Annotated in this window: 12 protein-coding genes; 4 read left to right on the forward strand and 8 right to left on the reverse strand. The window is 69.8% G+C overall.

From position 1 onward, the window contains the following. Positions 1-277: 277 nt before the first annotated feature. The gene (locus ACZ6QQ_RS15360) at positions 278-985 is read left to right on the forward strand and encodes a type 1 glutamine amidotransferase domain-containing protein (RefSeq protein WP_465876834.1); all 708 of its coding nucleotides are present in this window, start codon (positions 278-280) and stop codon (positions 983-985) included. A gap of 232 nt (positions 986-1,217) precedes the next feature. On the opposite strand, the gene ACZ6QQ_RS15365 is transcribed toward ACZ6QQ_RS15360, so the two are convergent. The 5 genes from ACZ6QQ_RS15365 to ACZ6QQ_RS15385 form a co-directional block, all read right to left on the reverse strand. Continuing rightward, on the reverse strand, positions 1,218-2,180 hold the full coding sequence (locus ACZ6QQ_RS15365; protein WP_465876836.1) for a hypothetical protein: 963 nt from the start codon (positions 2,178-2,180) through the stop codon (positions 1,218-1,220). A gap of 482 nt (positions 2,181-2,662) precedes the next feature. Then, the gene (locus ACZ6QQ_RS15370; RefSeq protein ID WP_465876838.1) at positions 2,663-3,265 is read right to left on the reverse strand and encodes a DUF4291 domain-containing protein; all 603 of its coding nucleotides are present in this window, start codon (positions 3,263-3,265) and stop codon (positions 2,663-2,665) included. A 106-nt stretch (positions 3,266-3,371) separates the two neighbouring features. Then, the gene (locus ACZ6QQ_RS15375) at positions 3,372-4,319 is read right to left on the reverse strand and encodes a hypothetical protein (RefSeq protein WP_465876839.1); all 948 of its coding nucleotides are present in this window, start codon (positions 4,317-4,319) and stop codon (positions 3,372-3,374) included. Beyond that, complete coding sequence (locus ACZ6QQ_RS15380; protein WP_465876841.1) at positions 4,316-4,993, reverse strand: hypothetical protein; 678 nt, start codon at positions 4,991-4,993, stop codon at positions 4,316-4,318. Before ACZ6QQ_RS15380 ends, ACZ6QQ_RS15375 begins: the two co-directional genes overlap by 4 nt. Before the next feature lie 68 nt (positions 4,994-5,061). Further along, on the reverse strand, positions 5,062-6,735 hold the full coding sequence (locus ACZ6QQ_RS15385) for a purple acid phosphatase family protein (protein ID WP_465876842.1): 1,674 nt from the start codon (positions 6,733-6,735) through the stop codon (positions 5,062-5,064). Positions 6,736-7,026: 291 nt separating this feature from the next. Between ACZ6QQ_RS15385 and ACZ6QQ_RS15390 the strand changes: the two genes are divergently transcribed. Together ACZ6QQ_RS15390 and ACZ6QQ_RS15395 are read left to right on the forward strand one after the other, a co-directional pair. Continuing rightward, entirely contained in the window at positions 7,027-7,506 is a 480-nt protein-coding gene (locus ACZ6QQ_RS15390; protein ID WP_465876843.1) for a hypothetical protein, read from the forward strand. 200 nt (positions 7,507-7,706) lie between these two features. Continuing rightward, positions 7,707-10,793, forward strand: coding sequence for a S8 family serine peptidase (locus tag ACZ6QQ_RS15395; RefSeq protein ID WP_465876844.1), 3,087 nt, complete (start codon positions 7,707-7,709; stop codon positions 10,791-10,793). Positions 10,794-10,899: 106 nt separating this feature from the next. On the opposite strand, the gene ACZ6QQ_RS15400 is transcribed toward ACZ6QQ_RS15395, so the two are convergent. Further along, on the reverse strand, positions 10,900-11,472 hold the full coding sequence (locus tag ACZ6QQ_RS15400; protein ID WP_465876845.1) for a snapalysin family zinc-dependent metalloprotease: 573 nt from the start codon (positions 11,470-11,472) through the stop codon (positions 10,900-10,902). Positions 11,473-11,676: 204 nt separating this feature from the next. Between ACZ6QQ_RS15400 and ACZ6QQ_RS15405 the strand changes: the two genes are divergently transcribed. After that, complete coding sequence (locus ACZ6QQ_RS15405; RefSeq protein WP_465876846.1) at positions 11,677-12,351, forward strand: AMIN-like domain-containing (lipo)protein; 675 nt, start codon at positions 11,677-11,679, stop codon at positions 12,349-12,351. Between the two features lie 84 nt (positions 12,352-12,435). Here ACZ6QQ_RS15405 and ACZ6QQ_RS15410 read toward each other — a convergent pair whose 3' ends face one another. After that, positions 12,436-12,714, reverse strand: coding sequence for a hypothetical protein (locus tag ACZ6QQ_RS15410; protein WP_465876848.1), 279 nt, complete (start codon positions 12,712-12,714; stop codon positions 12,436-12,438). Between the two features lie 46 nt (positions 12,715-12,760). Then, positions 12,761-13,192, reverse strand: a complete 432-nt coding sequence (locus ACZ6QQ_RS15415; RefSeq protein WP_465876849.1) for a hypothetical protein — start codon at positions 13,190-13,192, stop codon at positions 12,761-12,763. Between the last annotated feature and the right edge of the window lie 793 nt (positions 13,193-13,985).

Below are 13,985 nucleotides of genomic sequence, written 5' to 3' on the forward strand. Positions count from 1 at the left end.
ACGTCCTCGACCGTTGGGCTAAGCGAGCATTGCTCCTTTTCTTACCGTGCGTACGACGGCCAGCCCCGGGCTCGTCGCAGAAACGTCGGCGAGGGATGTTGTCTCCAGAGGGTCCGAAAGCAACTCCAACTCCGGGTGCAGCCCGGTACGGTGACCGGTATCGCCTGGCCTCTGGACGAAACGAGTCGTTTCTGTCGACCCGACCCACGTTTAGGGATTCGGCTGGCGGGTACGGCCGCCTGGATAATTCTGCTCGGCTGAGAGCAAGGAGAACATTATGACGTCAGTACTGCTGGTCGTCACGGCCGCCAAGCAGTGGCGACTGAGGGACGGCAGCTTTCACCCGACAGGATTCTGGGGCGTGGAGTTCATCAATCCTCACCAGGTCTTCACCAAGGCTGGCTATGACATCACCATCGCGACCCCCGGTGGCGTCGCTCCGACAGTCGACCAAGTCAGCCTGTCGCCCAAGTTCAACAACAATGACGAGTCCTTGATCCAAGCGCAGCGCGACTATCTGGCGCAGGTCGCGGACCGGCTCGACTCACCGGCCCGGCTGGAGGACGCGAACCCTGACGACTACGACGCGGTCTACGTCTCGGGCGGCCATGGCCCGATGGAGGACCTCGCCGACAATCCCTCCATCGGCACGATCTTCGCCGCCGTGTACGCGAACAAGAACAAGGTCGCCGCCGCCGTTTGCCACGGGGTCGGCGCTCTGCTGCCGGCCAGGAACGCCGACGGCAGCTGGAAGTTCACCGGGCGCAGGATAACCGGCTTCACCGACGAGGAGGAGAACGACTTCGGCCTCGCAGACAGGGCTGCATGGCTGCTGGAGAGCAGGCTCCGCGGCGCCGGTGCCGACTTCGCCGGCGGACCGGCCTTCGGCCCGTGCGTCCACGTCGACGGCAATCTCGTGACCGGCCAGAACCCGGTCTCGGCCAAGCCGGCGGCCGAGGCCGTCGTCAAGGCACTCGGTAAGTAGACGTAACGCCTGAACGACCAAGCCCACCACCACAACTTCCGCGTCACACGTGAGAAAGAAGCGCCCCGGTCACGGAAGCTGCTATTCCTTCGCGCACTGCAACGACCTCCGGCTCCAAGCATGATCTGCGAGTAACAGTTTCTCATCGGAGGGGGCGCGGTGTTCTCGACGTCCTGCCGTTCGGCCCCTGAGACGCGAGGTTCACAGGCCACTTGCGCCGCCTGCTGCTGGTTCAGTTGCTGTTCCCGAAGGGCCAGCGGCGTCCGATCGCGACGTGCAAAATGATGCCTGCGGCGATCCCGTTGAGGGTGACGTGGGCGACCCACTCCGTCGCCGAGGAATGGGTCCAGTGGATGCTGTTCGCGTAGGCGGTGAGGCCGAGGTAGAGGGCGGCGGCCAGCAGGAGGACGGCAGCGAGCCGGGGTACGCGGTTGGGTAGTGTCCCTTCGAAGAGCATGGACATGCTCAGTCCAGCGGCGATGAAAGATCCCGCCGCAGCGTTGATCGTCGGCGGGGGCAGACCACCGAGGTCGTGCAGCACGGTGTAGGTAAGAGCGCCACCGCCGATAACCACCGTGTTGGCCAGCACCACTCGCGGCCCTTGCCGGCGTATGCGGGTGAAGGGCCAGCCGTGCCAGACAACGAACAGCCACACCTGCCAGACCCCGATCGCCAGGAGACCGAGGTACGGGTAGGCGAAGTGCAGTAGCACCGCCGTTCCCCAGGCGACTGCCAGTGCCGTCCACCCGCCGGTCAGCCGACCAAGTCGGCGCAGCGGCCAACGCTCGCAGACCAGGGTGAGTTGGAGCACGGCGACGAGCACGGCGCCAGCGAGGAACATGGTGGGGTGCGGTGCGGTGACGTGGCTGGGCAGGAGGATCCCGCGCGGGTCCAGTCGGTCCACGATGACCTGGCCGAGGAAGCTGAGCAGGACCGCACCGACGGCGACGAGCAGCAGGTCGAGCCATCCCGACCAGGCCGGGCGTCGGCTGGTGCCAGGCCAGTCCTCCCACCAGAAGGCGATGATCGCGGCGATGGACACGGCGAACGTGACCAACGGTCCGAACACCAGCACGGACGGTTCCGCGCCGCCGGCCCCGATCGCGAACACAGCGGCGATCGGGACGACCAGCAGCAAGCCGAGCAGGCCCAGCATGGGCTGCCGGGCGGCGCGCCGGCGTTCGGCTTCGCGCACCACCGCATCATGTAAATGGGACGGGGTGGAGATCAGCGGCCGATCTGGCAGGGGAGTGGCGTCACGTACGGCGTCGAGGACTCGCCGCCTCGCGTTGTGGGGCGTCGACGCGGTCACGGGCCAAGGGTGGCGAGAGGCGTCTCGGCGATGCCGACAACATGGCGACCCGAGCTACCGCACATCCTCGCGTGGGCGGTACACCCAGCCCGGCCGGCGGCACGCACAGCATCACTATCGAAGCCACTGGAAGCCCCGACGACCACGATGACCTTTCCGTCGCTCATCCGCACTCCCTCGGCGCCATGCCTCGATGCTCTCAGCCCCAGCGACACGCCGCTGCTCAATGGAGCCAATCCTTCGCCTCTACCGGGCGACACACCGCAGGACAGCCGCCATGGCTGCGACGCCAAGCAATTCAGAGATCATCACCGAGGATCTGCTGGTCAGCCTCGCAGACGAGATCCGTACGGGCGGCTGACCGTTCACCACGCGTCGGCGCCGATCACCGCGCCAACCTGCTCCGGCAGCGGGTACGGGTGCTCGGCGGGCAGCAGATCGGCGGCGGCCCGTTCGGCACCCTCGCGCAGCAGCGAGCGGATCTCACGTACGGCCGGGGTCAGGTCCGTGATCGCGACCGTCCACTCGTCGACGTAGCGGTGGACGGCCTCCCCGGAGAGCCCGACCTGCAACGACCGGTACGGCAACGCGCCCAGCCGCAACGACCGTTCGGGATCCCACTGCACCCGTACCGGGCTGGTCTTCAGCTGTCGGGACCACTGCGACCGCTCGTCGTGCCGCGACCGGTCGAAGTGGCTCAGGCAGGCGTGTGCGAGCGCCCATTCGAAGCCGGCGCGGCTGATCTCGATGGCCAGCACCCGCTCCTGGCCGGGCTTCTCCGCCCACCCGCAGCGGTACATCATCCACAGGAAGGACGGCTTGATCCAGGTCATCCGCTCCCGCTTGAACGGGCCGACGAAGCGTCCGGCGTCCAGTGCCGCCTCGGCGATCTCCGGCGGGTACGCCTGATACACGGTGATGGTGTCGGTGGAGTAGCTGGCCCGGATCTGGCGGGTGGGAACGTTCACGGACGACATGCTCCCCGACGCGCCGTCCTTACCGCACCACGGTTTTCATGACCGTGGAGAGTTCGGCTCGCCACAGCCGGCCGAACTCTCCGGGATCACGCGGGTTTCAGGTGAGCACGGTGAGGGCGGCGGTCAGGTAGAGGCAGCCGCCGATGGCGACCACGACTCCGGCGGCGGCCGGAACCCAGTCGATCACCTTCGCCAGCGGTGACCAGGAGCGGGCGCGGCCGGCGAGCAGCGCGTATCCCCGGATGGTCAGTACGCCGACGCCGGTCAGGGTGACGGCCATGCCGATGCCGAACACGGTCACCAGGATCACCGCGTCCAGTGCCCGCCCGGTGAGCAGGCCGCTGACCAGCACCAGGAACGCCGACGGCGACGGGAGCAGCCCGCCGGAGAGGCCGAGGGCGAGCAGCCCCCGCCGCGACCACGGGTCGGTCAGCTCGGCCGGGTCATGGTGGTGGTGATGTTCCGGCTCGGTCGCGACGAGCGGGTTGGCGGTGATCGTCGCGGTCGCCGTGGCGCCCCGTACCTCGCCGGCCGGCTGGCCGTGGTCATGGGAGTGTCCGACCGGGTGGTCGTGGTGGTGATCGGCCGCGTGCTCATGCGCGCCTCCGACGGCCGCCGCCGGAGCATGCGAGTGACCATGGCCGTGCGAGTGCGAGTGGCCGTGCGAGTGCGAGTGGCCGCCGCGCAGCTGGCGGTAGGTCAGGTGGACGCCGACGCCGATCACCACCAGCCCGGCGAGCGCCTGGAGCCAGGCGGTGATCGACTTGGTGCCGAGACCGGCCGCCCCGGTCAGACCCACCCAGACCAGGGCCAGGACGAGTACGGAGAAGGTGTGCATCAGCGCGACGATGGCGCCGAGCCGTACCGCGTCCCGGTAACGTCCCCTCGTGCCGACCAGGTACGCGGCCGTCACGCTCTTGCCGTGTCCGGGGGCGACCGCGTGCGCGGCGCCGACGCCGAGCGCCACCAGCAGGGCCAGCCAGAACACCGCCCCGCTGTCGAAGAGCGCGATCAGGCGGTTGTCCAACCCGTTGATCCAGGTCATGCCGGCTTCCTCCTCGTCCGACGTCGCCGGTTGACCAGCACCCCGGCGAGGATGGCCACCGCGGCGATGCCCGTACCGGCGGCGACGGTGCCGACGGCGGCCGGGCGACCGGAGCCGCCCTCGCCAGCGCTCAACCGGATCCGCTGGCTGCCCTCGTTGTGGGTGAAGAGCGCCTCCGGCGGGGTCATCGCCACGTCCGAGGTGAGGGCGGTGCGGTACGCGGTGTTCAGGTCGGTCAGCGCGCTGACCGTGACGTCCAGATCGCTGACCTGCCGCGGGCACTCGAAGTCGAGCCGGGCACCCTTTTTCACCAACTGTTCGAGGGTGTCGAGGCGGCCGGTGCACGGCTGGCCGGACTGGCTGACGGTGATGTGTTTCAGCAGGTAGTCGCGGACGGCGGGGGAGCGTTGCAGCTTCTGTTCCCCGGTGAGGGCGCCGTTCACGCTGCCCGACGCCGGGTCCTCGAACGCGCCGAGGGACTGGCCGAGCGCCACCCAGTCGTCCTCGGCGGCGAGCCAGGCGATGCTCACCCGCGTACCGTCGGCGCTGATCCGGGCCGTGGCCGGGGGGCCGAACGGGTGGGCGGCGGCCGGGGTGGCCGGGCCGGTGACCGCGACCAGCGCGGCCAGAGCGCCCAGCAGCGGACCCGCCAGCGCGCGCGTACGGATGGTCACGAATGCTCCTGTCCGGGGCCGGACCGGGTGCGGACCGACCGACGTGGCCGATCCGCACCCGGGGCGGATTACTTGCTGACGGTGATCACCGGGGTGGTGATCTTCTGGTTCTCGCTGACCAGGTAGACAACCTGGGTGCTGCCCTTCTTGGTGCCCTCCGGCACGGTGAAGGTGTAGTTGAACTGGCCCAGCTCGTCGGCCTTCTTGGACGCGATCAGGACACCGTTGTTGCTCGCGGCGGCGGTGGTGCTGCGCAGGTACACGCTCACCGTCTCGTTCGGGTCGTAGTTGTAGGCCTTGACCCCGATCTTCTCGCCCACGGCGACGGTCTTCTGGGCGGTCAGGGCCCGCTCGCCGGTGGTGTTCTCCGGGGTGCGGAACTCGTTGACGGTACGCACGCCCGCGTCGTTCTTGCGGATGAGGAAGCCGTCCTCGTGCAGGCCGTTGGCGGTACGCGCCTCGAACCGGATCGAGTCCTGCTCGACGTCGATCATCTGGTAGAGCTGGACGTTCTCGTCCCGCTTGGAGATCTCCGCACCGTTACCGGTCCAGTTCTCGCCAGCGTTGAGGTCGTACATCTTGCCGCCGGAGACGGAGACCACGTACACGACGCCGTTGTGCACGGTGCTCGACTTGCGGGCGGTGTCGACGTTGCCCCGGGCGTACGAGTGGTCGTGGCCCTGCAGAACCAGGTCCACGCCGTACTTCTCCAGCAGCGGACCCCACTGCGCCCGGACGTTCGGGTTGTTGCGGGTGCCGGTGTTCGAGTAGACCGGGTGGTGGAAGGTGACCACGGTCCACTTGTTCGGGTTGTCCTTGAGCACGCCGTCGAGCCACGCGGTCTGCGAGGCCATCAGGGCCGGGACGCTCTGCACGTTGGAGTCCAGGCCGATGAAACGGACGCCCTGGTAGTCCACGTAGTAGGTGGTCTGCTTCAGCTCCGCGTTGCCCGGACCGTTGTCCGGGTACGGGAACTGCGGCCGCCAGAACCCGGACAGGCCACCGCTGTACTCGTGGTTACCCGGGATCGAGATGTTGTTGACCTGCTGGTTGATGAAGCCGTCGGCGTTGAACCACTGGCCCCACTGCTCGTCGCTGTTGGCGCTGTCGATGAGGTCGCCGGCGTTGACGATCATCTTGGCCTCGGGCCGGTCGGCGAACGCCTGCCGGAACACCCGCGGCACCGCGGAGTCGATGTAGTTCTGCGCGTCGCCGTAGTAGATGAACGAGAAGGGGGAGAAGCCCTCGGCCGCGGTGGTGAAGTCGGACCACTCGTTCCAGTTCGTGCCGTCGCCGACCCGGTAGGTGTACCGGGTGTTCGGCTTCAGACCGCTGAACTCGACGGTGTGGTAGGTCGAGGCGTAACCGAGCGAGGTGTTCACCGACGAGTTGACGCTCGCCTTGACGGTGGTCACCGCGCCGGCGGCCGGCGCGACGTCGCCGAGCGCCTTGGGCGCCTCGAGGATCTGGGCCTGGGCCCATTCGGCCGAAGCCTCGGCCCGCCAGGTCACCTTCTGCGAGGTGGCCGGGGTGGTGGTCGGCGTGAGGATCACGCGGTCGGGCATCGGGGAGGGCTTGTAGATCTCGGCCGCCGGGTACTTGGTCGGCGCGGCCTCACCGAACGCCGACGGGCCGAACGCGAAGCCGCCGATGATGAGCGCGGCGGTGCCCACGGCGGCGAGCTTCGCCCGCCGCGAGCCCGTGATCCACGGTCGCTTGTTGTCGTTCAAGGTAGGGGTCACCCCTCAAGAGAAGTGGATTGTCCGCCAGCGGGAGCGCGGCGGACCTCAGCATTGAGTCGGAATAGGCCGACCACCACCCGACGCGGGCCTTGCTACCAGGTGAACTAATGATCACCACGGCGAAGCCGAGGGCGGGCGTCACCTTCCGGTCGTCGTCCGGACAGGTGACGTCGGCCGGTGGTTCACCGGTGCCCGCCTACCATGCGGCGGGGCCCGACCGGTAGCCCGTACCGCCGTGCAGAACAGGCCGCATCGATGACCTTCGCCCCGCCGAATTCCCCGCCGAATCCCGTGCTCAGGAGCCGTCGCCGCTGGGCGGCGGTGGCGGCCGTGGCGCTGATCGGGGTGTTCCCGAGAGCCGAACCTCCGCAGCCGATCGCGGTCAAGGACGACACCTTCATCACGGCGGAGACGACCGGCATCCTCGACATCGAGGGCGGCGAGTGCTTTTCGGATCCGGCCTATCTGGAGCGGGCGAACGACGTGGTGGTGCTCTACAAGCCGTGCGAGGAGCGGGCGGACAACGAGTCGTACGGGTTCGTGCACGCCGCCGACGGGGAGTGGGACCGGCCGGCGGTGGCCGCGTACGGGTGGCAGGAGTGCGGCCGGGACTTCGCCCGCCGCTGGGGCAGCCAGGATAAGTCCGGTCTGGACTTCTATCCGGTCCTGCCGACCGCCGAGACCTGGGCGGACGGCGACCGCGACATCATGTGCGTGGTCTACAACCCGGACGGGAAGATCACCCGGAACCTGGTGCCGCTGGTGCACTGAACCGGCCCACGGCTGGTTCCACGGCATGCCCACGGCTGGCCTACGACCGGGTCGCGGATCGACCGAGACGCGGTTAAATATTCATTTCCCCGGATGTTTTTCGCGTAACAACGCTTCCGTCGTCCGTGGGAGCGCTTCCATTATGGAGCCCGACCTCGTGTCACCGTCGCACACGTGCGACATGAACGAAGGAAGGCCACTTGTCGGACACGCTTCCGGCCCGGAACCCACGATCGGTCCGGTCCCTGCTCGCCGCGACGGTGCTCACCGCACTCGTCCTCGCGACACCCCTACCCGCACAGGCACGACCCGACGCGGCGACCCCCACCGACGCGGGCACCAGCAGCTATCTCGTCGAGTTGAGCGGCGACCCGGTCGCCTCGTACGCCGGGGGTGTCGCCGGCATCCCGGCGACCAGGCCGGCGCCCGGCGACCGGCTCGACCGGGCCGCGCCCGGCGCCCGTGGTTACCGCGACCATCTGCGCGACCAGCGGACCAAAGTGCTCGACGGCGCCGGCATCGCCGCCGGCCGGGCCCGGACCACCTTCGACACCGTCTTCAACGGGTTCGCCGCCCGGCTCACCTCGGCCGAGGTCGCGAAGCTGCGCGCCACTCCCGGCGTCCGGCAGGTCCTCCCGGACCGGCGGGTACACACCCAGTCCGCCAACTCCGCCGACTTCCTGAAGCTCACCGGCCCGAAGGGGGTCTGGCAGCAGCAGTTCGGCGGTGACTCGCGGGCCGGCGAGGGTGTGATCATCGGGGTGATCGACACCGGTTACTGGCCGGAGAACCCCTCGTTCGCGGCGCTGCCCGAACCCCGCGCCGACCAGGCGGTGATCGACGCCAAGTGGCACGGCACCTGCGACACCGGCCAGACCGGCCAGGTCGCCTGCAACAACAGGGTGATCGGCGCCCGCTGGTACGACGAGACCGGCTTCGCCGAGGCGAACCCGGCCGAGTTCCGCTCCCCACGTGACGTGGTCGGCCACGGTACGCACACCGCGAGCACCGCGGCCGGCGCCAGCGGGGTGCCGGTACGCCTCGACGGGCAGGACCTCGGCCCGGTCTCCGGGATCGCCCCGGCCGCCCGGTTGGCGGTCTACAAGGCACTCTGGCAGACCACCTCGGGTGGCGGGAGCGGATCGACCGTCGACATCGTGCACGCGATCGAGGACGCGGTGACCGACGGTGTGGACGTGATCAACTTCTCGGCGGGTTACCCGTGGGACGAGCTCGGCGCCACCGACATCGCCTTCTACCACGCCGCCGCGGCAGGGGTCTTCGTCGCCGCGTCGGCCGGGAACTCCGGGCCGTACGCGGGCACGGTCGACAACGCCTGGCCGTGGGTGACCACGGTCGCCGCCAGCACCCAGCAGAACACCGTCTCCCGCCAGCTGCTGCTCGGCAACGGCCAGAGCCTCACCGGAGCTGGTCTCGGCACCGCCGGCACCCCCTCGACCCCGCTGGTCGACGCGGCCGACGCCGGTCTTCCGGACTCCGGCGGTGGCGGGTGCGAACCGGGCACCCTCGATCCGGCGAAGGTGACCGGCCGGATCGTGCTCTGCGCCTTCGGCGGCGGCGCGAGTCAGTACGACCGGGGCCGGGCGGTGCAGGAGGCCGGCGGCACCGGGATGATCATCTACAACACGTTCCTCTACACCACCAACCCGGCGAGCTACCCGATCCCGACGGTCTACCTCGACCAGGCGGCCGGTACGGCGGTCAAGGCGTACGTCGCCGGGGCGGCGGACCCGACCGCGACGATCAGCCCCGGCTTCGATCGCGGGCAGCCGGCACCTGAGGTGGCGCACTTCTCCTCCACCGGCCCCTGGACGACCGGCGGCGGGAACCTGCTCAAGCCGGACCTCGCCGCTCCCGGGCAGGAGATCCTCGCCGGGGTCTCCCCGGTCACCCAGCACGACGAGGACTACGCCTACTACTCCGGCACCTCGATGGCCGCGCCGCACGTCGCCGGGCTCGCCGCGCTGGTCATCGACAAGCACCCGGACTGGTCGCCGATGGCGGTCAAGTCGGCGCTGATGACCACCGGGCAGCAGCGGGACAACCTGGACCGGCCGCTACAGGGCGCGATCGTCGGCGACCAGGTGCCCGACGGCAACGCGTCGATCTCGACCGGCGACGCGAACCCGTTCTACTACGGGTCCGGTCACGTCAACGCGGTCAGGGCGACCGACCCCGGCCTGGTCTTCGACGCGGGCGTCGCCGACTGGCGGCGGTTCGCCTGCGGGCTGGGCATGTCGGTGCCGTACGACCCGCTGGCGCCGCCGTCGGGGGAGGAGTACGACGACTGCGACTACGTCCGGCCGATGCACGCCAGCGACCTGAACTACCCGTCGATCTCGGTCGCCGACGTCTACGGCAACCGTACGGTCAGCCGGACGGTCACCAACGTCGGTGACAGGAGCAGCACGTACATCGCCACGGTGAAGGCGCCGGACGGTTGGCGGGTCAGGGTGACGCCGAAGTCCTTCGAGATCGCCCCTGGCCGGTCGGCCACGTACCAGGTCGAGTTCATCCGCACCACGGCCGCCTACGGTGAGCCGGCGTTCGGGGCGTTGACCTGGAAGGACCAGTACGGCCACCAGGTGCGTACGCCGCTGATGGCGCGGGCGCTGGCGCTGAAGACGCCCGAGGAGGTCTACGCGACCACGGCCAAGGGCTCCCAGGTGCTGCCGGTGACACCGGGGTACCAGGGCATCCTCACCACCGAGATCCTCGGCTTCGGTTCCGGTACGGACGTGCCGTTCGAGGTCTCCGGCACCCTCGCCGAGTACGACCCGTTCGCCTTCAATCCGCTGACCGACCCGGAGGACCTGGTCGGGATCACCGAGATCAGCGTCGACATTCCGGCGGAGACCGAGTCGACCAGGCTCACCGTGCCACCGGGCGGTCTCGACCCGGCGGAAAAGATCGACCTGCTGGTCTTCAACGGTGAGGGGGCGCTGCGCGGCATCTACGGCGGCGGTGACGCCTGGCTGCACGACTCCGGCCGGAACTACGTCTACGTGGTCCGACGGGTCGCCGCGCCCGGTGCCGAGCAGCGGCCGCTGACCGCGATCCTCAACGTGCACTCGGTCGGGCCGAACGCCCCGGTCGACGGCACGGCCATCGTGACTCCGGTCCAACGTACGGTCCGGGCCGGGGTCGAGGTGTACCCGGTGCTGCGCTGGAGCGGGCTGGTGCCGGGTCGGCACTACTCCGGTGTGGTCCGGTTCGGTGACGGCGACGGCCTGCGGTACGAGATCCCGGTGCAGATCGATCCCTGACCGGGGTGACCCACGGGCGACCGGGGGCCGGCGGCATCCGCCGGCCCCCGGTCGTGGTTCCCGCCGCGGGGAGGGAGGGCGGGGGACCAGATGTGGATTCGGAGGGTCAGCCGACCTTGACCGGCGACGCCGGCCAGCTGTCCTGGAACACCTGGCCGCCGGTGTCGGCGCCGATCCGGGTGCCGGCGAAGAGGCTGCTCACCCGGTTGGCCTCGGCGGTGCTCGGGTACGGGTTGGTGCAGCTCGTACCGGCGCTGCCGCCGGACATCAGCAGGGCGCAGTTGCCGTTGTAGTTGTCCGGCAGGCCGAGGATGTGGCCGATCTCGTGCGTCATGATCCGCAGCGGGCTGTACTGCGCGGCCTGCTGGGTGTCGATGTAGACCCGGCCGTTGCCCAGGCTGGTCCGGACGGCGTAGGAGCCGCCGCCGGTGATCTGGTAGATCCGCAGGTTGGACCCGCAGCCGGCGGAGAGGGTGAGGTTGACGGTCGCGTTGTTCCAGATCGTGGCGGCCTGGTTGGCGATGCCGGCGTAACTGCCGGCCTGGCTGGTGTTGTAGCAGACCGTGGCGTTGATCGAGACGTCGGCGGAGGCCGGCGGGCTGGCGATCGTGGTGCCGAGCATGGCACCTGCCGTCGTCACGAGTGCGACCAGGAGTCGGCTGACTCTTCGTGAGGTCATCGCTCACTCTCCAATGCTGCCGAGGGGGGTGCCAGGATCTTAAACATTTATTTTCATCTATTTCAATATCCCGTTATGTCCGATGATCTGGTATGAGTGCGCGTCTTTGTTGATCTATGGTGATCCGCTGCCACCGGTAAACCCCGGGCCGGGGCCGTGCGTCAGAGGTGTATGACACGCCACCGCGTACCACTTTTCGCATTCATGATCGTCGTGCTCGCCGCCGGCTGCACGACGGCCGACCGGGGCGGCCCGGCCACCCCGCAGCCGACGGCCGCCACCGCGCCGGGCGGACCGTCCACCCCGGTCGCCGGCCCCGCCACCACACCGCCCGGTCCGAGCACCTCCGCCCCGGCGGCCACCGACGACCGGGTCACCTACGGCTGGGCGGTGCCGAGCCGGGAGGTACGGATCAGCCACGACGTCCGACCGCCGGTCGTGCCGCCGCCCGGCCCGCCGCTACCGCTGCTGGTCGAGGTGCGGGTGGGTGACCATCCGGAGGAGGGACACACCCGGATCACCTTCGCGTTCCGCGGCGGCCTGCCCTCCTACACCCTGGCCTACGTGCCCCGGGTGCTGGCCGACGGTGTCGGCGACGCGGTGCCACTGCCGGGCAACGCCTTCCTGCGCATCCAGTTCGACCCGGCCCAGGCCCACGACGAGCACGGGCGCAGTTCGCTGACCAGCACGCCCGAGCCCCGGCTGGGCTACCCCACGCTGCGCGGCTACGCCCTCGCCAGCGACTTCGAGGGGCACGTCACCCACGGCCTGGGCCTCCAGGTGGCGCCCGGCAGCGACCAGGCACTGCCGATCCGGGCCCTGGAACTCACCCGCCCCGACGGCACCCGGGTCGTCGCCGTCGACGTACGCCGGAGCTGACCGGGGCGCCGTCCGGTCAACCCCGCGAACGCGGGCGGTCGTGCCGCTCCGCGCCGACCGACTGCCCTGTCGTGCCGGCGCGGGTCAGTGATGCACCTCGCGTCGCACGATCGCGATCGCCACCCGGCAGAACTCGTCCATGTCGGGGGTGAAGCCGGCCGCGATGTCCGGGTGCAGACCGGCCCGGGTCTCGTCGAGCAGCCGCCGGCAGACCTCCTCGACCGGCTCTCCGTCGTACCCGGCGCGGACGCGTTCGCTCGCCACCCGCAGGGCCGAACTCAGTTGCTGCTCCAGCGGCTCGCGCAGGCTCTCCAGGGTCGGGTCCAGCCCGCTCGGGTCCAGCGTGACGTGTGGCTCCGACATAGGTGCTCCCTTCGTCGGGTCCGCGGTACCCGGTCGTGGGCGCCGCTCAACCTGCCGCTGGTATCGCGGCGACTCGAACCTCGTACGACGTCGTCTCCGCCGGCTCCTCCCGGTACGACATCCGGCGGATCTGCCGGTTGTCGACGTACAGCGTGACGTCGACCAGCGCGCCCAGGTGGGCCAGACCGATGTTGACCGCGTGCCGCTTGTCCTGGAGTACGGCGCCGACGCCACCGAGCAGGGTCGCCGCGTCGGTGCCGTGGTGGCCGGGCGGGCAGTGCAGGATCAGATCCAGTTCGATCGGGTCGGTCAGTGCTGTCCAGCCGCTGTCCTGGGCGGCGGCGCAGGCGGCCTCCAGCAGTGCCCGCACCCGGTTGGCCTGGCGGTGCCCGGCCGAGAAGATCGACAGTGCCTCGTTCCTGACCGGGGGCAGCCCGCTGACCTGGAAAGACAGCGTGCGGATCCGAGTGTCCTGCACAACGGCACCTCCTCGTTGATGACGATCCTGCCGAATGGACCGCCGGGACGGGGCGCGTTTCGCCGATCGGGCACGCGAGCCGGGGACGGTTGGTCCGGAGAGCGTGCCGGTGGCGGGGGTTGGGCCCGGTGGGTAGTGGACCCGGTGGGTAGTGGACCCGGTCGCGCCTGGATCCGGGTGAGCCGGCCGGCATCGACGACGACCTGCTGCGATCGGAAGTTATCGTCCACCGTATCCGACCGGTCGGCCCGTCCGGAACACCACTGTGGATCGGTCGGAAGATCGATATGCCTGGCCGGAGCCGGTCCGGCGGGCCGACCGGCGCCGGATCCGGTCGGTGAGAGGTGCCTCGTCCCCGCCGCCGTCGGCCGCGCCAGCGCGGCGATCGGACCCCCGGACGGGTGGGCCGACCCCTCCTCGCGAGGAGTCGATGTTTTCTCGGGAAATAAGCGGGTAGGTGATAGTAGGGACAAAACGGACGAGGATAGTTGGGGCAGAGCGGGCGGGGGAAGATGAACCGCATGGCAAGCCGGACCACCGCCGCGACGAGCCGGCGCGCCGGCCGGCGTCGACCCGGTACCGGCCCGACGAGGGTGGCGGAGGCTGGGGTGTCGTGGCGCGGGCCGGCGAACGGCGCCTGACCACCGAGCACGAACCGGTGGTCCGAGCGAGGGCTCTCGACCCGCTCGAACCACCGGCGTACGAGAGCCCTACCCAACCTCCGCGAGGATATGCCCGCCAATCCCCGGAAAGATCCGCCGGACCGGACCGGTCGACGGGATCCGCCGGACCG

The sequence above is a fragment of the Micromonospora sp. NPDC049529 genome, assembly GCF_055586685.1.